The following is a 24,969-nucleotide window of genomic DNA, read 5'->3' as shown; positions in this document are numbered from 1 at the left end:
GTAGTTATTCCTCAATTTATAAGCAAAGGATTTGAAATGAATAATTAAGGAGTTTGGTAGGGTATTTTAGAATAAAATTCGTAACACACCAAACTCTTAATAATGGTGCGTTACTAATCGCTAACACACCCTATGGAGCTTCCTTGAGTAGGTTTTGAGCGCAAGCTAATTGTAATTGGATAATTTCGCTCATTTGCTGACTAAAATCTTGTCTAGCTGCTAAGAAACTTGTGTGCGTTTTAGTTAATTTGGCGGTGTTGTTACTGAGTTTTTTGTACTGAGAAATCTTTAAATCATTCATGCTAATTTTTTCAGTAGGTTCTTGGTTTATGTTTGGCTTTAAGATTTTTGTTGACTCAAAGAATTTTAGTTTCTTTGACAATTCCAAACCGTTCTCCATGATAGTTTTCATGGATTTTTTTTCTGGTTTGGGTTTAGGTTTGGGATAAATCTCTGTGGGCGCTATTTTCTCTACTGTTTGTAAGGAATTGATGATTTTATACCCTTCATGAGGAAAAGTTTTTTGCTGCTGGTTATTAGCAAAAAGTTTTTGATTTTCTGGGTTTAAAATCATAGCAGCCATGGAATTACCACCTAATGTAACTTTCCTCAGGGTTAATTTATTTTGTTTTTGATTCTTTGAGGATAAGTTATATAAGGGAGCTAGATTTAATTTGACTTGATGACTCAATAGTTTTGCTAATGCTTTAATTAGGGAACTATGATCATCTGTACCACGTCGGTTTAGGGATACGGTAATATGTTCTTGATTACCAAGATTTTTACTTATCCAACGCGAACAAATACCACCAGCACCAGCTTCAATAAAGATTTTTGCTCCGTCTGCATAAACACGATTAACGAGACGAGGAAAGTCTAATTCCTGACATAAACCTGTAGCAATATGATGAGCAATTGATTCACTTTTTAGGGAAATGGGTTGATATTTAGCAGCAGAATAAAATGTAACTCCGGGAATTTGTTGTGCTGGTAAGTTATTGAGTTTAACTAATTCTGGGTATTCTGACTGCATTGCTTGACAATGAATTACATGATCAAATGGTGCAGGAAAGGCATTACAACCCAGTTTTTTAATCACTCGTTCACAAGCTGCTGGTTCACCGCCAATTAATACTTCTTCTGATGTATTAATTTGGGTTAAATAAACATAATTTTCGCTTTTTAAACATTCTCTTACCTGTGCAGGACTGGCTATCAGCACATAGTTACCCCACAAATTATTATGGGAATTGGTAGAATTTTTTGGTAGTCCCCAATACTCACAAACAGCATTTTTGTAACCTGATAATCTATCACCAAATAAGTTAGAAGAATTAAAGGTATTACTTCCTTGATAGAAGTTACTCCAAACTCCTTGAGCAACCATCATACTGGTTTCTCCCAAACTATAACCAAAGATATGTTTGGGTTTAACTTGAAAGTCGTCGCTGATAATTGTGGTTATCAGTCTGGTAAATAGCATTTCTGCTTCAAACATAGCCAGAGAATCAGCTAACAATTTTTTTTCTAATGTTTCTAATTCTCTGGTAGATAATTTACCTAAACTTCTGGGAAATACTAATTTTTCTACATCAGCGGCGCGTTTGTAAAGACTTTTGACAATTACATCATCAAAAGCTTTAGGAAATAGTCGGAATAATGTCCGACCAATACCTAAATAAGAGTTAACTGCTGCGGGGTAAATAAAGGCAATTTCACCAGTTTTACCTAATGGTTTTGGTGTGAAATAACTACCTATGGGAGTTTGCCAATCTTTGCCATTTTCAAAGGCGTTTGTTACACCTTTTTTGGCAGAATTAATTTCTTTAATTAATTCTTTTTGGTTACGTCCAGTAATTGATAATGTGTACTTTGTATCAGAATTTTGCTGAAATTTAAGAAAGTTATGAGTAGCTGTATTCTTGAGATCATCTGTATTTTCAATTGTTGCCTGTAGATGATCTAATGCTGCTAATAAACTAGATTGATCATTAGCAACTAGGGGGAAAAGATGAAAAGATTTTGACTCTAAATAACGATTTTGGGGTTCTGGTTGATTGGTTTCTTCTGAGATAATTACATGAGCAAAAGAACCATCACAACCAATACTATTAATGGCGGAAATTCTGCATTTGACTTCTTTTTGTAAAAACCAGGGACGGGACTCGGTAGCAACATAGAAAGGACTACCTTCCCATACTTGCGGTGTTTTCACTCCAGACCAGTTGGGGGTTGCAGGTATATATTTATAATACAAACTCAGTGCAGTTTTAATTAAACTGGCAATTCCAGAGGCAACGAAGGTATGACCAATATTAGATTTAACGCTACCTATAGCGCAGTGTAAACCATCTCCAACGGAAGGATAAGCTTGGAGAATACCATTAATTTCGGCTTCGTCTTCGGCGGGAATACCACTAGCGCAGACTTCTAAATAGTTGACTTCTTGAGGTTGGATACCTGCTTGTTGAAACGCTTGTTTGCAGACTTGAGTAATGATGGTATCATTTACAGCCATAGATGCAGATTGACCAATACTAACAGCATCAATAACTGCATAGATGCGTTCCTGATTTTGCAATGCGACATCATGACGTTTAAGAACTACCGCACCCGCACCTTCTCCCACATTCCAACCGTCGGCTTTTTCGTCAAAACTTAAAGTATTGACCCCTGTATTAATTTTGCCAAATTGACTTCGCAATAAGACGTTTTCTACCCCACCAGCTAAGTCAACAGCACCCACAATTACAGCATCTACTTCATTAGTATCTAGCAGCATTTGCGCTAATTCTAAAGCTTTAAAAGCAGCAGTTTCTACCGCACTAATTGTAAAAGATGGACTTGAGAAATTCCATAGAGAGGAAATGCGACTAGCCATAATATTGGTAACATAACTGAGATATTCACTAAGTTCAACTTGATTGTGAATACTATCTTGAACAATACTTTCTAATTGATGAATTTTTTCTGGTGATAAAGTGATTTCTGCGCCATTTAAACCATCTTTAATTTGCCAGGATGAATTCCACCTTTGCTGTAATTGGTGAACAGATAGTTCTGTATCTGCTGCAATAATTACCGCTACATTACTATTAGGTGAAATTTTCGCATCTTTGAGAGCGCGGTCAGCAACTCTTAATAATAACAGTTGTTGAGGGTTGATCTTTTCAACTTCATTGGGAGGAATTTTGTAAGCGAAAGTATCAACTTCAAAATTATCAATATAAGCTCCTTGTGGTACTTTTCCAACTTCTAAACCATACTCCTGTAGTAAATTTTCTTGTTGATTAATACCATGCCATCTTGATTCTGGTAGAGGAATAAAATGCTGTTTTCCGTCATAAATACTGCTCTCGAAGGCATCTAATTCTTGACATTCACCAAAAAAGGCATCCATACCAACAATTGCCATTTTTGCGGTCTTCTGTTGCTGAATATTCATCTGCTTACTTCCCTGCTTCTAGAATAATATGAGAGTTTGTACCACCAAAACCAAAGGCGCTTAAAGCTGCTCTTTTAGTTCCTTGACTTGGCCATTTAGTAGGAGTTCTGACAATGTTTTGTGGAGAGATAACATTATTTTCAGAACCTATAGGTTGGGTCACATTAATAGTAGGAGGAATCACACCATGGGACATACTTAAAATTGTCTTAGTTATGCCTACCATACCTGCAGCAACAAGTAAATGACCAACATTTGTTTTCGTTGAACCTACTAATGGAGTTGCTTTATATGGACTAAAAAAGCTTTCAATTGAGTTAAATTCGGTGGTATCTCCTAATAAAGTACCTGTAGCATGGCACTCTAAATAATCAATAGTTTGGGGGTTAAGTTTAGCTTCAGAATAAGCTCTTTGATATGCTAGAGTTTGACCTTGAGAATTAGGACTAAGAAGATGTTTACCTTTACCATCATTAGATAAACCATTACCACAAATTGTGGCTAAGATATTGTCACCATCTCTAATAGCATCACTGTGTCTTTTAAGCATTACCATTCCTATGCCTTCGGAGGTAATTAACCCGCGTGATGACTTATCTAGGGGACGACTAATGCCATTATCTGGATATCCTTGAATACCAGAAAATAACATTCTAATAAATAATGGATCTGCACAACTAATCGCACCAGCTAACATTAAATCAGCTTTGCCAGATTGCAGATAATGGGATGCTAATTTAATGGCATAAAATGATGATGAACAAGCAGCATCTATACAAAAATGAGTTGCAGATAAAGAAAATGCTTTAGAAACTATAGCAGCAGGTAAACCGGAAACCATAGCATTATATGGCGATTTTTTGATGCTATTATTTGTTCCTGGTAAATGAAAATCCTGATTCTGCAAAAGTTCACTAATTGCAGGTTCAATATTTTGCTGATAAATAGGAGCAAATAAACTATTAGAAGCTTTGGTTGGAAATCCCAAAGTTCCTAAAATTACGCCACATTTTGAGAGTGCAGTTTGATTTTCTAAATAACCACTATCAAGAATTGCCTGTTTAGCGGCATATAGTGACCATTTAAAACTATTGTCGAGACTTTCAACAAATGATGCTGGTAAATTGTACTCACTAGGATCAAATTCAAAATTGCGGATAAAACCGCCTTTAAGGAAGTAGAATTTTTCTGGTGTTCCTTTGTTATTGTCGTAAAATATGGCGGGATCTATTCCCAAATCCGCTACAGTTATAGATGATGTGGAATCTTTTTCTTGTGTAAGATTCTGCCAAAATTCTTCGGGATTATTAGCATCGGGAAATAGGCAAGATAACCCGATGATAGCTATTTTTTCCACTGTGGAAATCCTCGTTGGGGCATAAGACGTGACTGAAAAGGATTTACGCTATTCCCCCAATTGGCAAGGATTAAAAACTTGCGCTGTGATTAAAAAATTGTAGTTTCGGAATGTTGAGTTTCACTTTGTTCTACCCAACCTACGGACTAGTTATGAATTATTTACGTTTGAGTAATTCCTGTGGACAAATTACTGCCTTTGCTCCTAATATCTGTGAGTATATTTGTCCTTCTCGACCGTGAATAATGAAATCACAGGTTGCACCACTATTTGTTTTAGCTTTAATTTCACAGGAGACATAATAGGGTGCGTCGCAAGGAATTGGTGCAAATTGTTGGGAATCTGTTAGTTGTCCAGGTAGACATATTTCTTGATAAAAATGATTTAACCATAACCATAAAGGTTGTGTACTCAAGTCTGTTGCATAAGGGTTATACCATCTAATGGGAAATTGTCCTTGTTTTTGACGGGAAATTGATTCCCAATAACATTCTGTGGTGATTTTTTCGCTGGTGATGTTGATGACTCTGTTGATTTTTTGGAAACATGGACCGTGAAATAATGCGGTATCACTTGTTTGATAAAAGTCTGTTCCGGTGGTAGTAATAATATTGTCTTCTGTGAGATCCACTCTTGGATAAATTGGCTGTTCTGGTGTTTTTCCTACTACTTTAATAACGGCACGGAAGTGAAATAGGGGTTTACCCAGGGGATTTTTACTAGTAATGGTGGTTTCAAATTCGATAAATTCACCATTTTTCTTATCCAGTTCTTTCAACTCTAACAAAAATTCATCTGCTAAATTGGCGTTAAAGGTAATTCCTTTTAATACTTTGAATTGTTGACAACTTAAATAGCGATAACCTGGATAAACTTCTTCACAAGCATTGATCATCCAAGCCATAGCACAAGTAGCTGGTAAAACTGGTGTTCCTGCAATCACATGATCATACAAAAACGGATTTTCTGCTAATGTCATTTTCCGCCGAATGCGATGGATTCGCAATTGGGAATCTAAAGATGAAGGAGGTAGAAACATTGGACTACCAATGACAACTTGTGTATGATCTTGATAGGCTGGATGTAGTTCATTAACTAACATTTGTGTACCAATTTCTACAGGAATAATATCAATTCCTCTTTCTGCAAATGCTTTTTTTAATTGTGGTGTCACCATCCCACTATCCCAACCTCCCCAATTAATTGCGACTACATGACAATTAGGGTGATATTGTTTGATTAAATGCGCTGATTTATTCAGAATTTCATTGGCTATAGCATAATCAGTTTGACCGATATTTCCATAAAAACCACTCACCGAAGAAAACAATACTAAATGTTTTAATTCTTGGGAATTAATACAACTGAGGAGATTTTCTAAACCCTGAACTTTAGCTGTATAAACTTTCTCGAAATCATCTTCTGTCTTCTTTTCAATTAATTTATCTGCTAAGTTACCGGCACCGTGAATAATTCCGGTAATTTGACCTACTTTCTGAGAAATTTCTTGTAATTTTGCTTTCAAATTCACAGTGTCAGTCACATCAACACTAATATATTCAGCCGTTCCTCCTGTAGATGCAATAGCTGCTAATGTCTTCTTAATTTCTCGACTAGAATTAATTTGGTTAAATATCTTTTGTACCATCATGGGAGTTGGTTTTTCACCCTGAGAAATCAAATTTTCCATAATCCGCTTTTTCAAGGCAGAATCTTCCAAACAATCCCGCGCATATTCTGGTTCTGTAGTAATTTCTGAACGACCTAAAAGAATAAATTTACAACGTTGTTGTTGAGCTAATTTAACAGTACATTGAGCAGTGATTCCCCTTGCTCCACCACTAACAACAAAAACAGAAGATGGACTAATTTGAACAGTTGCAGTCATAAATCCTCACGTAAAAAATCAAAATATCAAACTCTTACTTTCTGCGACTCTAGGTGAAAAAAATCATCTCATGGTGGGCAATGCCCACCCTACAAATTATTCAGCCTTAGCAACCAGCGTTACTCGTCCTTGATTACCATAACCAACTTCGCCAATATAGCGATTAGAATCGTGTAATTCAGCGACAATATATTGAGCAGATTCCTGATGATCTAAAGTGGGATTTAGGTCAATTGCTCTAAAAAATACCTGTGGCCATTCCCACCGCAAACTCTTAGTTAAACCAAATAAACCGGCAGCAATTGCACTGAAATTAGTTTCATGTCCTAACCCAAATTCACCATCAAGATGAGCGACTGTGCAGAAGCTTGTTCTTCCTGGCAATAATGCTGCATTATTCAAAGTTACTTTCAAATGTTTTGCCATTAAAAACACTTGTTTAATAATTGCTTTTTCTGCTTCTGGATAGGAAATATGACCAGGTTTTTCAGGTTGAAATTGAGGATGTAGGTGAATAAATGCCCCAATTGCTCCATGTTTAGTAATCACACTTTGCAATAATAATTGCAAATGTTGTTCACTCATGTTGGCTAATGTAATGCGGGTAACACCTGCTGGTAATGGCAATTGTGTAGGAATTAAGGATTGGGGGAAACTCAAAACTACAATTCTCCAACCTTGTGCTACCAGTGCATCAACTAATTCTGTGGTAGTTAAAGAACCATCGTCCGTAATTAAACCAATGTGTCCTGCTGGTAGTTGTGCTTCCCAAAAATCCGGTCTGGGTAAGGTTTCGAGTTGGGCTAGACGACGGGGAAGATGAGGATCTACCATAGGTGGTGGGGTTAAATCCACTGTGATAGTCGACTCCACCCCCGCGCTTTCCCCCTTAATTAACGGGGAATTAAGAGTTACCGAGTTAACATCAATGTACGGCTTTTTTTTTTCACCTCCCACCAGTGTTTGGAGGTAGTTAACGATTTGCCCAATTGTCCGTAAATCTCCCAGTTCTTCTATATTAGGTTTGGGTAAATTCGGATATGCTTCCTGCATTGCCCCTAGTATTTCTACTCGTTTAATGGAATCTATACCTAAGTCTGCTTCCATGTCCATATCCAGTTCCAACATTTCCACCGGATAACCCGTTTTTTCGCTGGTAATGTTTAACAGAGTTTGGGCTAAATCAGCATATTCGTTACTGTTTTCGGCAGGTTGGGAACTGGGAATTGAAAATTGGGGACTAATAATTGGTTCTGGTGCTAATTCCTCTATTATCTCTGTGGGAATTTGAGGAATAATAATTGATTCTGCTGGGATTTCTGTTGTTAATGGATTCTGTTTTTGCAGATATTCGACAACTTGACCAATCGTGCGTTTTTCTGCTAGTTCTTCGAGGTTTGGTTTAGGCAGATTAGGATATAATTCTTGCAATCCTCCTAAAATTTCCACTTTTTTAATAGAGTCAATTCCTAAGTCGGCTTCCATATCCATATCGAGTTCTAACATTTCAATAGGATAACCTGTTTTTTCGCTAGTTATAGTTAATAAATTGTTGGCTAAATCATCTAGATTAATGTTATTAACTACGGTTACAGTTTCAGGAATTAATGCAATTGGTTCAGGTGCGGATTCAATTATCTCGTTAATTACAGGTTCTATAACTTTATTGACAGTTGAAATAGGTATTTCTAATTCAACTTTTGGCTCAACTTTTGGCTCAATTACTGGTACTGTTTGAGAGGGAATAATAGTAACATTAGCAGCGACTGGTGCTTCTTCAGCGGTAGATAGGGGAATAAAAGCTGCTGTTTCTTGAGTTTCAGAAATCAGTTGAGAATATTCTTCTTGAATAAGTTGGAAAAAGTGTTTGGTATATTCTATTTGTTCCCGCAAGTATTGTTCATGAATGCGGAGAGTTTCACCTTGTTGAGAATGAAACTGCATCATGCTGCGTTCTAAACTCTCCATGATTACCTGCTTAATTTGAGCAGCTTCAGTAGAAGATTTAACATTAGCAAATAATTTATTTTGCTGCTGCATTAATTGAAAGAATGTTTTGGTGTATTCTATTTGATGGTTAAGATATGTGCTGTGAACTTCTAAATTCTCGCTTTGGTTATATTGAAACTGGCTGAGAAGTTGTTCCAAACTGGTGAGAATTTGTTGGCAATTGACAAGTTTATCTGGTGTTTGCATTTGATCTCTAGATTGCTGTGCGAACAATTCTGAAATGGATATTTTCTCTGGTTCTTTTTGCGGTTCTTTAATGAGAGTTGCAGTATTCATCTGTGATTGTAACTGAGTTGCTATGACGGGTTGTTTTTTATGTCCATTACCGTTGCCGTTATGTCCAGTTGAAGGAATTTTGACAATTTCTGAATTTTCAATTTCTAGAATTTTAAATTCTTGAGTTTCTGGACTTTTAAACTCCTGAATTACTGAATTTTTATCTCCGTTCTGCAAGCTTTGAATAAAGGCATTTTTAGTTTTATCGGAAATGTAGTTAATGCCAGTTAATTTGACGTTAAGGGTCTTTTTAGCCGCAATAGGAGGTAACACAGGAGGGAGTTGATAAGGATCAAGATTGCTAAGATTCATGCCCATAACGCGCAACTGAACCACGGCTTCTCGCAAGGAGCGATCGCTATTTTTTTGTGGACTAGGATTCAGAGATATAGTAATATGAGGACGATCTCCTAATATCTCTTTCACCAAATTACTTAAAACCCGTTTTGGTCCAAATTCTACAAAGCAATAACCACCAGCACCATAAATATTTTCAATTTGTTGTTTAAACAGCACTGAACTAGCCAAATGGCTTTCTAAATTCTTTTGAATTGCTGTGGCATCTTGGGGATAATGTTTACCAGTGACATTACTAAAAACGGGAATTTGCGGATTTTTAAAAGTTACTGATTTAGTAGCAATAGCAAAGGATTTTTGTGCGAATGCTATTAATGGAGTGTGAAAAGCCGCAGACACAGGTAATAAAACCGCACCATATCCCAATTTTTGGCAAGCATGATGAATTTTATCAATTTCTAACTTTGGACCTGCTAAAACAATTTGGGTGGGAGAATTAAAATTAGCAATACTCACTCTAGGAAATTGCTTCAGTAGCGGTTCAATTTTGCTGATATCTTCCTTCACTGCTAACATACTACCAGGGTCATGATCTGGGTCTTTTGGTGCGGCCATGGCTTGTCCTCTAGACTTCACCAAGAACAAATAATCAGCCTCACTCAATACTCCAGCAGCCCACAAAGCCGTTAATTCACCAAAACTATGGCCTGCGGTGAAATCTGCTTTAAACCCAGCTTGCTGCAAAATTCCATACAACCCGGCACTGAATACACCAATGGCAGGTTGGGCATATTCGGTTCTTTGTAAAGCTGCAATTTGTGCTTTTTTCTCGGTTTCATCAAAGGTAGAATGAGGAAAAACAACTTCAGAAATCGGTTGCAAATTACTTTGTTTTAACAAATTATCCATCTTGCCATATAACTGCCGCAAGCTGGGGAAATTCATTACCGTTTCTCTTCCCATTTCCAAATATTGAGAACCTTGTCCAGAGAATAAAGCGACAACTTTTCCAGCCAATTCCATACCAGAGGAACGGTAATAAATACCTTGAGGATGCTCCCAAGATGTTGCGTCAGGCTTATTTTTTAGTAACTCAATACTAACTTGCAGTAACTTACAAGCTTCTTGTAAATTCTCGGCTATAAACCCAATTCTTACCGCTGTTTTGGGAATAGTTAGAGATTGACACTCTTGCAATAATTGAGAATAATACCTTTCTCCATCATTAGCTTGCAAATTATTGAAAGTCGCCTCCAACTTACTAATTAATTCAGCTTGACTAGCACCAAATAATAGCATTTCACTAGAGGTATGATGTAAACGATAGGCATTTCGTTGTTCTGGTTCATACTCTTCTAAAACAACATGATAATTTGTGCCGCCAAAACCGAAAGAACTCACCCCTGCACGTCTGGGAGTTTCACCTTCTGCCTTTATCCATGGTCTAGTTTGAGTATTTAGATAAAAGGAGGAATTTTCAATATCTAATTTCGGATTTGGTTCATTAATATTGATTGTCGCTGGTAATATTTTGTGATGCAATGCTAGGGCAGTTTTAATTAAACTAGCTGCACCTGCGGCGGCTTTTGTATGTCCAATTTGCGATTTTACACTTCCTAAAGCAATGTGTTGTTTTTGGGTATCATGCTTCCCAAAATAATCTCTTAATGAACCAAATTCTGTAGGATCTCCAGCCATTGTTCCCGTACCATGGGCCTCCATTAAACCCACAGTTGCTGGGGAAAAACCAGCATCATCATAAGCCCTTTCTAAAGCCTTAACTTGTCCTTCTTTTCTAGGAGCATAAATACTCTTGTAGCGACCATCGCTAGAAGTACCAATTCCCTTAATTACCGCATAGATTTTATCGCCATCTTTTTGGGCATCTTCTAAGCGTTTTAAGAGAATCATCCCAATACCTTCACCTAACATCATCCCATCAGATTTAGCATCAAATGGTTTAACATTATCGCTAGGACTAACAGCCGGAGTTTTGCTAAAAGAAATGTAGGCCATGATGGTATTATCGGTGTCTACCCCACCAGTTAACATCATATCGCTACGATGTTCAACTAATTCACTAATGGCCATTTTTAATGCCCCGAAAGAACTAGCACAAGCGGCATCAACTACACAATTTGTACCGCCAAAGTTAAAACGGTTAGCAATTCTCCCAGCCACAACATTTGCTAACATTCCAGGGAAAGCATTTTCATCCCATTTGACATAAGCAGATTTGATTTTATCAACAATTTTCTTAGTATCTTCATCAGATAAACCACTGCTTTTGAGAACTTTTTCCCAAATTGGATATTCTAATCTAGCAGCTAAGGGCATTGCTAATTGTTTGCCCATTGCTACACCTAAAATTACCCCAATATTCTCGCGGCTAAATTCACGAGAATCACCATAACCAGCATCTTCCATTGCTTCTTTCGCAACTACTAAACTTAATAGTTGGGAAACATCTGTAACTTCTAAAATGCTGGGGGGAATGCCAAATTCCATGGGGTTAAAATCAACTTCGGGAATGAAACCACCACGTTTACAATAGGTTTTATCTTCTGGTGTTCTTGGATTGGGATCATAGTAATCTTCCACACTCCAATGACTTGAAGGAACATCAGTAATACAGTCAACTTTATTCACAATATTTTGCCAGTAATCTCTTAAATTTCTCGCTTGAGGCATTAAAGAAGCCATACCAATAATAGCTATTGGATTTGCTTGTAGTTTTCTGTTAATTTCTTTATTTGACATGGAGTTTTCTGATAATGTGCCGTTAGTCATGTTCATTTTTTTTTCCTTTATAAACCTAAGCAAAGCCTGTTCACAACTATTAATTTGGGCTTCTAATTCCGTCAAGGAAGTATTTATTGTGTCTATCTTTTTTGGGGGGTAAGACATGATGGCATAGACTAATCTTGAGTACCGTAAATTGTGCAACACAATAGACTATTAACAGGTAGTTATTCTATCTGTATTAATGCATTTGTCGCAGGTAAGTTTAAATGCTTGACTTGAGATTAACACTACAGAATATATACACAGTTTTTTGGCAACGTTGGATTTTTTGAACCAGTTTTAGAACCTTTTGTCCATGAATAAATACTAGACAATACTGGATTTTTGATATTGAGAAAGTGAAGATATAATATCCCCGACTTCTTTATTTAATCCTGTGAATAAATTATGATTTCTTCCCAGAAGTATGATATCTGAATTGCATACTGACTCCTTAGGTTACAGGTCTCAACACAGAAGGGCTTTTATCTTTTAATCATTGAATGTTTTACCCATTTGATAATCACATTCTGTATGTTGATAAATGCTTTGACCAGTTTTTAAAATCCAGGATAACCTATTTTAGATGATTAGACTCATAAAAGCTGCCAAAATCGTTACAAAAATAATCAGCACTCTGTGGCAAATTCTCTGAATAGTGAAAAAATACTTAAACAGTTTTTTAAAAATATAGCAGTTTGTAACTTGGAGAAATACAAAACCCCAATTTATTAAGGAATAGGTTTTGTTTCTTTAGGTAATTCTGCTCTAAAAAACTGAATGAATTTTAGTATTTATTCTGTTTCTTGACATCAAATCAACAATTTATTTTTCATCTATAAATGTTGAATTAATAAAAAGACTAACATAGTTTAGGAAAAATGAATAGTTCATTTTTGCTAATTTTTGGAGAAAAATATTTATTAATTTACCTCGTTTTACATACAAGTTAATTTTCTAAGTATAATTTAAAACTGCACTTCCTAATAACATATTCTTGGTAATTACGGGTTTAATATCAATCTTTTCTTGATAATTCAAGAATTATATCTAAATTGTTTCATAAGTCACTAATCAATAAATATACAAGGGAAATATTTGAACATAACCGGGTCTTTTTTGAGCAAACTATCATAATTAAGTCCTAATTTTTGATGAATTTATAAGATAACTCACCTTTTATAGACAATTGGTTATTTATAAACCAAAGATTAATTTTTGTCCTTGATCATGTCAATAATTGATAACAATGCCAGACCAATAAGTTATAGCATTAAATACGAAAATTCTCCATATATTTAGTAAAATTTGCTAAAATAAATACAAATTTTTATATTAACTTATGATTAATCAAATATTTTGATAAAAACAAATAAATTTAGTTGACAATATCAAATTTATTTGGGATACTCGCAGGTAAGTTTATTCATTTATCTAAGTTATTAGCATCATTAATGCTTAGGAGTTGAAGATTTTTATTTCTGATGAGGAATATCGTATTTTAGGCTACTTAATTAAATGCCAATTCAAGATAAAATTGATAGCATAGCGTGGCATTAATCATCAATTATTTGCAGTAAAATCCACGTTAATTCTAGGTTAATTTGGGTATTTATAACAGCTGGGAATGCTGACAACAATTCATACATAAATAATTAGACATATCGCTTCTATGAAAGCAACAGAGGATAAGTCTATAGCCATTACGAGTATTTTTTGAAATAACACCATGGGAATAACAATATGGCAATAAATAAACAAAGCCAATTATTCAAATTGACTGCGCTAAAGTGGAAAATAATTTTGGCAACTTCTCTAACTTTAGCTACGGGGTTAGTATCCTTATACATTTTCTATCAATTGAAGATCAATTCTCAGATTCTATCTCCTGCGACAACAGCTAGTAAATCTCAACCTACCTCTATTAAAGTTGCTGTAACTGCATTAGGAAGGTTACAACCAAAAGATAAAATTACTTATTTATCTGCCCCTAATTCTATCAATGGTGTCAGAGTAGAAAAACTGTTGATCAAGGAAGGAGATAATGTGAAGAAAGGACAAGTATTAGCTTATCTAGAAAACTATGCTCGTTCCCAAGCAGCCATACAACAAGCATTTGATAAATTATTAATTGCTAGAGCTAAACTGGCACAGGTAAAAGCTGGAGCAAAAACTGGAGATATTAATGCTCAACAAGCCACAATTACTCGGTTAAATTCCCAATTACAAGGAGATATTGCCGCGCAAGTAGCAACAATTAATCGGATTCGGGCTGAAGTTGAAAATGCTCAAAAAGAGAGTAATCGCTATCAGCAATTATTTAAAGATGGTGCTATTTCTGCTTCTATTGTTGATAGTAAAAATTTAACCTTAAAAACTACACAACAGCAGCTAAAAGAGGCTCAAGCTACTCTTAAAAGGACTGAAAATACACTTAAAGATCAACTCAAAGAAGCAAAATCTAAACTTAATAGTATTAAAGAAGTTAGGTCTGTAGATGTAGAATTAGCAGAAAGTGAAGTTAAAAGTGCAGAAACAGCAATTAAACAAGCGAAAGCCGATCATGATTTAACCTACATCTCTTCCACTATAGATGGGAAAATTTTGCGAATTAATGCCAGAAATGGAGAAATAATTTCTACTGCTGGCTTTGCAGAAATTGGTAATACATCACAAATGCAAGTCTTAGCAGAAGTCTATCAAACAGATATTCAAAATATTCGAGTTGGCCAAAAAGCTAAGATTACCAGCACTACATTTCCTGGTCAATTACAAGGAACTGTGCGAGAAATTGGCTGGCAAGTTAATCAACAAGGTATCTTTAGTATTAATCCCAATTCTGACGCAGACCGGAGAGTAATTGAAGTCAAAATATCTATTGATAATCCCGCAGATAGTCAAAATATATCTCGATTAACTAACTTACAAGTTGACGTTGCCATCCAAATTTAGTTATTAGTTAATATTCATTTGTTATTTGTTATTCTCAACAAATGACAACTAATAACTAATAACTAATAACTAATAAATGACAAATAATAACTGACAACTAACAACTAATATGAATATCAAAATTCCTTTAGCGTGGCTACAGCTTGTCCAGCAGAAACTTCGCTTTGTGATAGCTGTAGCCGGAATTGGCTTTATTGTGCTGTTAATGTTTATCCAGCTTGGTTTTCAAGATGCACTATATTCTAGTGCAACAGCATTACATCAACGATTGAACGGTGATTTGTTTTTAGTTAGTTCTCAATATAAATCTTTGACAGCAATTCAAAGTTTTTCTCGCACTCGATTATATCAAACATTAGGGTTTGATGGTGTTGATTCTGTTAGTTCAATTTATTTGCAATTTGCAAAATTAAAAAATCCCGTTAGTGGTGAGAAATATTCAATTTATGTCATTGGTTTTGATCCTGGAAAATCCGTGCTAGATATTCCAGAAGTTGAGGAAAATTTAGATAAACTCAAAATTCCTGATGTCATGCTATTTGATAGAGATGCCCGTTCAGAATTTGGACCAATAGCAGAATTATTTAATCAGGGAAATATTCAACAACCAATTGAAATCTTTCCCTTTGATGCGATTAAGGGCTATCGGGTGCGAGTCGGGGGTTTATTTAGTTTAGGACCTTCCTTTGGTGTTGATGGTAATTTAATTGTTAGTGACTCAACTTTTTTAAGAATTAATCCTAATAGTCGCCCAGTTGAAAAAATAGATATGGGAGTGATTAAACTCAAATCTGGTGCTGATATAGAACGAGTTTTAAATAGTTTAAAAAACAAGCTACCGCAGGATGTAAAAATATTCACTCGTCAAGAATTTATTGATTTTGAGAAACAATATTGGTCTGTAAGAACTCCTATTGGTTTTATTCTTAACTTAATGCTGATCATGGCTTCTGTTGTTGGTGTTGTAATTGTTTACCAAATTTTGTATAGCAACATTGCTACTCAATTTATTGCCTATGCAACTCTAAAAGCTATTGGTTATGCTAATGGATATTTATTAAATGTTGTTTTTCAACAAGCATTAATCTTAGCATTGTTAGGATATATTCCCGGCTTTATTGTTTCGATTGGTTTATATGATTTTGCTATGAAAGCAACTAAATTACCTATCATGATGACAAGTAATAATGCCTTACTTGTCTTAGTATCTACAGTCTTAATTTGCATCACCTCTGGAGCATTAGCTATTAATAAACTCCGTTCTGCTGATCCGGCTGATAGTTTTTAGGAATTTGTTTTCCTGTAAATTCAGCAAATTTTGCTCAATATTCTCTAAATTAAAACCAACCAAAGATAGAAGTTTAATGTTATTAGCAACAGTAAAATTTTCTTGTCAGTGCAACAGTTCTTAATTGCAATTTCCTGCAATTAGGAAATAAGATTGTATTGCTTTCTCAACTGTATCGTTACCGTCACACTACTACAAAACACTTATCTATATTTCAACATGAACTTGCAAAACAAAACTCTGCTGATTACCGGAATTGACGAATTTATTGGTTTACGTGCAGCCGAATTAGCTATAGCTCAAGGGATGAAAGTTAGAGGTATACAAAGTTCCCAAATTAAAGATCAAACAGCGCAAAATTTAGGTATTGAAATTCTAGTCGGTAATATCACTGATCCTGGAATTTGCTCAAAAGCTTGTCAAGGAATAGATATAGTTTTACATACTGCTCAAATTGCCGAAGAAGCTGGAGAAATTAAGCATTTTCGAGAAATAAATGTCAATGGTACTATTAATATCGCTAAGGCTGCTAAACAAGCAGGTGTAAAAACATTTGTCCATCTTTCTAGCACTTTAGTATATGGGTTTGATTACCCTGAAAGGGTTACAGAATCAGGTGTACTTTCGGGTGAAAATAATCCTTATTGTCAGACAAAAATTGAAGCAGAAATCGAAGTTTTAAAACTGAACAATGCCCCTGAATTTGGAGTAATTGTAATTCGGGCTGGTGATGTCTATGGTCCTGGAAGTATTCCTTGGATTGTTCGGCCAATTCAGATGATGCGACAAAAATTATTTGCTTATGCTAATGATGGTAAAGGTGTGATGAATCATCTATATGTAGATAACTTAATTGATGCTATCTTTTTAGCCATAGAAAAATCAGCCTATGGGGAAATTTTCAACATTACTGACGGTAAAGAAACTTCTTGGAAAGATTATTTTATTCATCTTGCTTCTTTGGAAGGTTTACCAGCGCCAATGTCTTTACCTAAAGAGGAAATGAAGTTATTTCTGCGTGTGCGTCTTCAGGGACAAAAACTATTCCGTAAAAAAGCTGATATTCTCCCGGAATCAGTTGATTTTATGAGTCGTCCTTATGCCTATTCTATTGCAAAAGCACAAAATATTTTGAATTATCGGGCTAAAGTTGATTTAGCAGAAGGAATGGGTCGCACTCGTGAATGGTTGCAAAAAACTGACATTCAAAAACTGATGAAATAGATAAAATTCTCCAAGGGTAAATTTTCACAATTAGGAAGTGTTGACTAATGTTTAAAATTGTAAACCTGTTCATTGCCACTTTGCTAACTATTAGCTTTACCGAAGTAGCTCAAGCTGAATCAACAACATCATTAACTGTAGTTGTTAATGGTATTCGTAATCAAACTGGGGAAATTTGTATGAGAGTTTATAACTCTGAAAAAGGATTTCCAGATAATGCTAAAAGTGAAGTTAAAAGTGGCTGTACTAAAATTACAGGAAATTCCATTAAACAGGTATTTTCTGGATTAAAACCTGGTAATTATGCTGTGGCTGTAGTTGATGATCAAAATGGTGATCACAAACTCAATAAAGACTTTTTCGGGATTCCCGAAGAGGGTTTTGGCATTTCTAGAAATCCCATTGTTTCTATCAGCACTGGCACACCTAAGTTCAAAAATGCCCGTTTTAAAGTTGATAAGAATACTACAATTAATATCTTTTTGAAGTATTCTCTTGATCCTTAATTCGGAATTTAATACGGTTTAGTTAAGCCTAAAACTCTATTCTTAACTGAACTGTATTTATTTATAATTTACAATCGGGAGTTAAGTATAGATGCTAACTCTTTTTCCTGACCTCTAAGTTATATCTGAGACTATAGAGATAATGCCAGATTTGATGATATTTCTATCTAAGTCTTTGTTGGGTTGGTTGTTAATTCAGAGTTGTTTAACGTTAATATTTTTATGGTATTTACGTTCATACAAACCACGGTTATTACCAGATGAAAAACTACCAAAAACGGCAGTAATTCTTTGTTTACGAGGTGCAGATCCATTTTTGCCTCATTGTTTGCGATCGCTCTTACAACAAAATTACCCGCAATATGATCTAAAATTGATCATTGATAGTCAAAAAGATCCAGCTTTTAAAATTGCCAGTGAAACAATCAATCAACTGCGTGCAACTAATGTCCAAATTAGCATATTAAGAGTGGTTCGTCATAATTGTAGTCTGAAATGCAGTTCTCTATTACAAGCTGTTTCTGACTTAGATAATGCTTATGGAGTTATCGCTTTTATTGATGCTGATACTGTAGTTCATCCCCAATGGTTACGAGAATTAGTCACTCCTCTTCTTGATGACAAAGTTGGTCTAACAACAGGAAATCGTTGGTATGTTCCCACTGGTAATTATTGGGGTTCATTAGTTCGCTACTCCGGTAATGTTTCTACGGTGGTGCAAATGTTTCTCTTTCAAATTCCTTGGGGTGGAACTTTAGCTATCAAAACAGAAGTATTACATCGCATCAAACTTTTGGATAAATGGGGACAAGTGTTAACAGATGATATACTCCTCCATAAACTTATCAAACAACAAAAGTTACAAATTAAGTTTATCCCTTCTTTATTAATGCTAAATCAGGAAGAAAGTAGTTTAAGTAACTTACTAGAATCATTAAAACGATTAATAATTAGTTCTAAACTTTATCACCCTGGCTGGTTAGCCATAATTAGTGAAGCATATTCTAGTATTATCGTACCAAATCTAGTCATCATCATCATTTTCTATCTCCTGCTTCAGTCTCAATGGTACGCTGCATTTTTATTATTTTGCTCTTACATTTCCTACACCATTGGTTTAGTTTTACTCATGCTATTGATGGAAGTAGCAATACATCATATCTTACATAATCAAGGTAAAAAAATACCCAAGTTATCGCCTTTAATTATCCTCAAAATGTTAATAGTTATCCCTTTAACACAGTGGATTTATGGATTAATAATCTTATCTTCCTTCTGGACATCAACTATTACTTGGCGGGGACTTACTTATCGCATTCAAGGACGTGAAAATATTCAGTTAATTGAATATCGTCCTTACCAATGGTTAGATCAACCAATTGATCCAAAAGCTTCTCTTTAGGGAAATAGGGGAAATTTTAGATGTTCTATTTTCGCTTTAACGCTTCAATATCTAAAATTCCCCAATTCAAAATTTTCAAGAAATATCACCTCATAATCATGAACAAAAAACCTCTTCGTATTGCCTTATTTACAGGATTATACGCTCCATTCTTAACAGGAGTTTCTGTGGCTGTTCATCAAAGAGTTCACTGGTTATTAAAACAAGGACATGAGGTTTTTCTAGTTCACCCAGAAATTAATGATCAATACCCGCCACAAGTTGGTAAACGTCCCATGACAGGAATTGAAGAACTAGAAACATTTATTAATTTTTCTGCTTATTCATTTCCGACAGAACCACTGATATTTTATAAATCTTTACCCCAACCATTAAACTATCGTCATTGGAGTGATACAAAATTACTCACTCACTTTCAACCTGATATTATTGTTGTCGAAGAAGCCCCACAAATGAGAGGTTTATATTCTGGTTTTTTACAAGGTTATGGCCGTTCTGTGGGAGTAGAATATGCCAGAAAAACAAACACGCCCATTATTTCAATTTTCCATACAGATATCATTGCCTATATCCAATATTATTTCGGTAATACAGTTTTTAATTTAGTGCGTCCTCTGCTACCAATTTTAGTTAAACAATTTAGTGAAACTTATGATTTAAGTTTATTTTCTTCCCGTGAACAGCTAGCTAAATACCAAAAATTAAAAGCTCAACGAAGTGAATATCTCCCCTATCAAGGAATTGATTGTCAAAAATTTCATCCCCGCAATATTTGTCATGATCCAATTCCTGATGATCAACGTCCAACTATCTTATTTGTAGGGCGTATTACTCCAGAAAAGAATGTTAATCAACTTTTAGATATTTATCCTCTCATTGCTGCCAAAATTCCTGATGTTCATTTAGTAATTGTTGGTAGCGGTCCTTTGGATGCAGAAATTCGTCGTCGCGCTCAAAATTTCCCCCATGGTGTTACTATTTGGGGTGAATCTCATGGTAAGGAACTCTTAGGTTGGTTTGCAAAAGCAGATATATTTGTTAACCCTTCTATCACCGAAAATTTCTGCACTACAACTAACGAAGCTTTAGCTTCTGGAACACCTGTAGTGGCTGTTGTCGCTCCTTCAACTGCTGAACAGGTTATTTCTGGGGTTAATGGTTTTCTAGCAGCACCCAATGACCCTAGAGATTTTGCCCAAAAAGTAATTACAATTCTTGAAAATCCTGACCTCAAAAATCAATTAACTCAACAAGCTCGTCCCTCAATTCTGGAATTTGATTGGTCAGCTTGTACCCAAAAGTTTGAAAATAAGCTTTATGAATTAGTGAATATCCGCCGAGAGGTAGATGTCTAAATCAAACTCAAACAAACGCCAATTTGGCTACTGAAATAGAAATAGCTCTGCTAGACTATTTAAGTAGTTGACCTGTGGGCTTTTAGGTTCTTAGTTTGAGATATTGATAAAGCTATCTTGTGATCATTCTCAAGATTTCCTACTCCAAATTGATCACCAGATAACTATTATCCTCAATCGTGCCTAAAACTCTTTATACCTCAGAAGCACCAACTTCTGGGGTTTTTGTGATTTTTTTACACTACCCTCACCTTTATGTCGGGGATTATGGCATCGCTGGGGAAAGTATTTTTACGCTTCGTTACTAAATAAAGCGTAACTTAGTTTTCCCCAGGCAGCATAACAGCTTACATAATTCTGCTATAAACTGCGCTAAATCAGTGATGAAAGTGAATACCTATGAAAATATCATAGACAAATTCAAAAAAGTCCTTTTTCTGCAATAACCCGGAAGTTTGGGGACTGCCTTTTTCATCCAATAACGGCTTCATTAAATAATAAGCCGGTTGATAATTATACCAAGGAATCGAAGGCCACAGATGATGAATTAAATGGTAATTCTGCCCCAAAATCAGGATATTGAGAACTTTACCTGGATAAACCCGGGCATTTTTCCAGCGATTTCTTTCCACAAACGGACGGTGGGGTAAATAATCAAAAAATAACCCCAAAGTTATTCCTACTAAAAAAGCCGGAATAAACCAAAAGTTAAGAATATAGCCCAAAAAATGATATTGGACAGAAATATAAACAATAGTAATGATGATTAAGCGACTAATAAACCATTCTAGTAGTTCATAATTACGCCATAATCTTCTTTGGAAGAAAAATACCTCATGGTACAAAAATCTCACCGCAATTAACCACAGGGGTCCACCTGTCGAAACATAATGATCTGGGTCATCATTAGGGTGGTTAACATTACCATGATGCTGCAAATGTACTCGTGTAAATACTGGAAAAGCAAAGGCGAGAATTAAGGCACTACAATGGCCTAAGATAGCATTAACAATTCGATTCCGATGGGCTGACTGGTGACAAGCATCATGAATGATTGTTCCTGAACAATGGAGTGCTAGTGTATTGATACTAAAACACAACCAATGAGGCCATTCCCACAACCAATACCCAAAATTAGATAAAACTAACATCATCACTACGACTAAAAACATCAGCAGCGTGGGGTTAAAATCACCAGGAGGTGATAAAAGTTCTTTGGGGGGAATTGTCAGTGGCTTTTGTGCCTCCGACGTGAGCATTATTAACTCCTTTAATTAATCATCAATCTTTACGGATCATACTATTAATCTTAGTTAAGAGTAAAGTTATGTAAAGCAAGATTTATTTACAGTTCTGTTGAAGGGTCAATAAATGAGGCTATGATTCTTGGCTAAACCAGTGCTTTTAGATAAAAAACTCTCTGAGAGGACTGTTGCCAATGTACGATATCAAATTTATACCATAATTACCTCCCTAACTGCCTGTAACATTGATTTAGCAGTTAATAAAAAAGACAGTTCGTTTAATTCATACCAATTTGCAAAATGATGGTGATCAATGGAAAAATGAATTGCTGATACTGTCAGTCTTTCATCATCCAAAATCTTAAATCTCAAATGGTATAAGCAAAGATGACGATAAATTCCCCGGTAGACTCCAAAAATCTTCAACCCAGCCCATGACGCAATTAAGAGATTCTCAGCGCCGAACTAAAATTGTTGCTACTATTGGACCTGCTACCAGTAGCCCAGAAATGCTGAAAGCAATTATTGAAGCGGGTGCTACAACCCTTAGACTCAACTTCTCCCACGGAACTCATGCTGATCATCAGCGTAGTATTCGGTTAATTCGGCAAACTGCTTTTGAATTAAATAGACCAGTAGCAATTCTACAAGATTTACAGGGTCCCAAAATCCGTTTGGGTCGGTTTGAAAATGGTTCTATAATCTTAGGCAAGGGCGATCGCTTCACTTTGACAAATCGCCCTATAGAAGGAACTCAAGAAATAAGTTGTGTCACTTACGATTACTTAGCCGATGAAGTTCCCACGGGTGCAAAAATCCTCCTCGATGATGGTAAAGTCGAAATGGTGGTAGAGGACATCAACCGCGAAAAAGGTGATTTACACTGTCGCGTCACAGTTCCAGGTAAACTTTCCAACAACAAAGGTGTTAATTTTCCGGGAGTTTACTTATCCATTAAAGCCATGACCGACAAAGACCGCGAGGATCTGATGTTTGGTCTAGACCAGGGTGTTGATTGGGTAGCACTTTCCTTTGTCCGTAATCCCCAGGATATCATCGAAATTAAAGAACTAATTTCCAGCACCGGTAAAAGTGTCCCTGTAGTTGCTAAAATCGAAAAACACGAAGCCATTGAACAAATGGAGGCAGTTCTGTCTTTGTGTGACGGTGTCATGGTCGCTAGAGGTGATTTAGGGGTGGAATTACCAGCGGAAGATGTACCCGTACTACAAAAACGGCTAATTGCTACGGCTAACCGCTTGGGTATTCCCATCATTACCGCTACCCAAATGCTAGATAGCATGGTCAGTAACCCCCGTCCCACTCGTGCGGAAGTATCCGATGTCGCTAATGCGATTTTAGACGGTACAGACGCTGTCATGCTTTCCAATGAAACCGCCGTCGGTAGTTTTCCTGTGGAGGCTGTAGCGACCATGGCCAGGATAGCAGAACGCATGGAACAGGAGTACGCACAAAACCCCAACTCCCGTCAGTCACGAGATAATAAACCCTCTATTCCCAATGCTATTAGTCAAGCAGTTGGTCAAATTGCGGAAAATTTGGGCGCAGCAGCAATTATGACTTTAACACAAACTGGAGCTACAGCCCGCAATGTTTCTAAATTCCGTCCGAAAACACCAATTTTAGCAATTACACCCCATGTTAACGTAGCGCGACAGTTACAGATGGTCTGGGGCGTAAGACCGCTTTTAGTCTTAGAATTACCTTCCACTGGTCAGACGTTCCAAGCCGCTATCAATGTAGCCCAAGAAAAAAACCTCTTAACGGAAGGTGATTTAGTAGTAATGACTGCTGGTACACTTCAGGGGGTTTCTGGGTCAACAGACTTGATTAAGGTGGAAGTGGTAACTGCTATACTCGGCCAGGGAATTGGTCTAGGTCAAGGTTCAGTCAGTGGACGTGCTAGGGTAGTTCATAATGCTATGGATGCCAGTAATTTTAATTCCGGTGATATTTTAGTAGCATCCCGCACAGGTGTCGATTTTGTAGAAGCAATTCGCAAAGCTGGGGGGATTATTACTGAGGAAGATAGTCTCACTAGTCACGCCGCAGTTATCGGTTTACGTTTAGGTGTACCAGTAATTCTGGGTGTGAAGGAAGCAACACAGGTAATTAAAGACGGTGCGATTTTAACTTTAGATATACAGCGAGGTTTGATTTACTCTGGGGCGGTGGGAACTTAAACAATTAAAAATTCAAAAAAATCATTTTGGATTTTTAATTTTTGGGTTTTGAAAACATTTCATGCAGAGACGCAAAAGGCGCGAAAGGCGTTTTCTGCGTCTTGGTTTTATGAGGAATAAAAATAAACTACGAAGGAGCGAAGCACACGAAGGAAGAAGAAGGTTATTTATTCTGCAAATATTTCCGCTAAGATATCCAAAACGGCTTTTTGTTCTTCTGTAGTAATTTGACCGAGAAGTTTGACTAATCGGATTTTATCTATTGTGCGAATTTGATCAAGTACGATTTGCCCTTCTTTTCGTTGAAGTTGACAGGTTACTCTTGTGGGGTATGGTTGCCCTTTTGTTGTCATTGGTGCAACTATTACGGTGGAAATATAATGGTTTATTTCATTGGGTGAAATTATTAAGCAAGGGCGTGTTTTTTTAATTTCACTACCAATGGTAGGGTCAAGATTAACTAAGAAAACATCAAATCTGTTAACTACCATTGCCATTCATTTTCATCCCATTCTGTTGTGTTGATGTCATCTAACCCACATTCCGCACCCTGAACTGTCACAGATCAAAAAAGCAGAGATAGTAGTACATAATAACTAACGATCAATTAAAGAGAAATAAGCTTAATGAGAATACATATCATTAAAAGGGGGGTGGTGTGAGAAAGTAAAGTTTCCTAAGGAGTCCGAATTCAAGATGATTAAAAAATTTATTATTCAGAAAGCAAGAAATGAGAG

At 36.0% G+C, this 24,969-nt stretch carries 13 protein-coding genes; 7 read left to right on the top strand and 6 right to left on the bottom strand.

Features of this window, described 5'->3' with window-relative positions:
- Nucleotides 1–130: 130 nt before the first annotated feature.
- From H6F39_RS05200 to H6F39_RS05185, 4 genes are all read right to left on the bottom strand, one after another.
- Complete coding sequence (locus H6F39_RS05200; RefSeq protein WP_190396337.1) at nt 131–3,445, bottom strand: type I polyketide synthase; 3,315 nt, start codon at nt 3,443–3,445, stop codon at nt 131–133.
- Nucleotides 3,446–3,449: 4 nt separating this feature from the next.
- The gene (locus H6F39_RS05195) at nt 3,450–4,802 is read right to left on the bottom strand and encodes a polyketide synthase (RefSeq protein WP_137908982.1); all 1,353 of its coding nucleotides are present in this window, start codon (nt 4,800–4,802) and stop codon (nt 3,450–3,452) included.
- 157 nt (nt 4,803–4,959) lie between these two features.
- Nucleotides 4,960–6,690 carry an SDR family NAD(P)-dependent oxidoreductase gene (locus H6F39_RS05190; RefSeq protein WP_137908981.1) on the bottom strand — a complete coding sequence of 577 codons (1,731 nt, stop codon included), beginning with the start codon at nt 6,688–6,690 and terminating at the stop codon, nt 4,960–4,962.
- A gap of 96 nt (nt 6,691–6,786) precedes the next feature.
- The gene (locus tag H6F39_RS05185; protein WP_190396336.1) at nt 6,787–12,180 is read right to left on the bottom strand and encodes a type I polyketide synthase; all 5,394 of its coding nucleotides are present in this window, start codon (nt 12,178–12,180) and stop codon (nt 6,787–6,789) included.
- A gap of 1,620 nt (nt 12,181–13,800) precedes the next feature.
- On the opposite strand from H6F39_RS05185, the gene H6F39_RS05180 reads away from it, so the two are divergent.
- From H6F39_RS05180 to H6F39_RS05155, 6 genes are all read left to right on the top strand, one after another.
- Nucleotides 13,801–15,009 carry an ABC exporter membrane fusion protein gene (locus H6F39_RS05180; protein ID WP_137908979.1) on the top strand — a complete coding sequence of 403 codons (1,209 nt, stop codon included), beginning with the start codon at nt 13,801–13,803 and terminating at the stop codon, nt 15,007–15,009.
- Nucleotides 15,010–15,118: 109 nt separating this feature from the next.
- Nucleotides 15,119–16,297, top strand: coding sequence for an ABC transporter permease DevC (gene devC / locus H6F39_RS05175; RefSeq protein WP_137908978.1), 1,179 nt, complete (start codon nt 15,119–15,121; stop codon nt 16,295–16,297).
- Between the two features lie 219 nt (nt 16,298–16,516).
- A complete protein-coding gene (locus H6F39_RS05170; protein ID WP_137908977.1) occupies nt 16,517–17,521 on the top strand; it encodes an NAD(P)-dependent oxidoreductase in 1,005 nt (334 codons plus the stop codon).
- 47 nt (nt 17,522–17,568) lie between these two features.
- The gene (locus H6F39_RS05165) at nt 17,569–18,027 is read left to right on the top strand and encodes a DUF2141 domain-containing protein (RefSeq protein WP_190371339.1); all 459 of its coding nucleotides are present in this window, start codon (nt 17,569–17,571) and stop codon (nt 18,025–18,027) included.
- Nucleotides 18,028–18,169: 142 nt separating this feature from the next.
- Nucleotides 18,170–19,429, top strand: a complete 1,260-nt coding sequence (locus H6F39_RS05160; protein WP_137908975.1) for a glycosyltransferase family 2 protein — start codon at nt 18,170–18,172, stop codon at nt 19,427–19,429.
- Nucleotides 19,430–19,527: 98 nt separating this feature from the next.
- Nucleotides 19,528–20,784 (top strand): glycosyltransferase, encoded by a 1,257-nt coding sequence (locus tag H6F39_RS05155; RefSeq protein ID WP_190396335.1) that lies wholly within the window; start codon nt 19,528–19,530, stop codon nt 20,782–20,784.
- Between the two features lie 377 nt (nt 20,785–21,161).
- Here H6F39_RS05155 and crtR read toward each other — a convergent pair whose 3' ends face one another.
- Entirely contained in the window at nt 21,162–22,043 is an 882-nt protein-coding gene (gene crtR, locus H6F39_RS05150) for a beta-carotene hydroxylase (RefSeq protein ID WP_028083201.1), read from the bottom strand.
- 419 nt (nt 22,044–22,462) lie between these two features.
- Here crtR and pyk point away from each other — a divergent pair, with 419 nt between their 5' ends.
- Entirely contained in the window at nt 22,463–24,232 is a 1,770-nt protein-coding gene (pyk, locus tag H6F39_RS05145) for a pyruvate kinase (RefSeq protein WP_137908973.1), read from the top strand.
- 167 nt (nt 24,233–24,399) lie between these two features.
- Here the strand turns inward: pyk and H6F39_RS05140 are convergent, their stop codons facing one another.
- Nucleotides 24,400–24,729 carry a type II toxin-antitoxin system PemK/MazF family toxin gene (locus tag H6F39_RS05140; RefSeq protein WP_137908972.1) on the bottom strand — a complete coding sequence of 110 codons (330 nt, stop codon included), beginning with the start codon at nt 24,727–24,729 and terminating at the stop codon, nt 24,400–24,402.
- Nucleotides 24,730–24,969: the final 240 nt, after the last annotated feature.

Source organism: Dolichospermum sp. FACHB-1250 (assembly GCF_014696335.1).
GTDB lineage: Bacteria > Cyanobacteriota > Cyanobacteriia > Cyanobacteriales > Nostocaceae > Dolichospermum > Dolichospermum planctonicum.
This window is presented reverse-complemented; position numbering and strand designations above follow the sequence as displayed.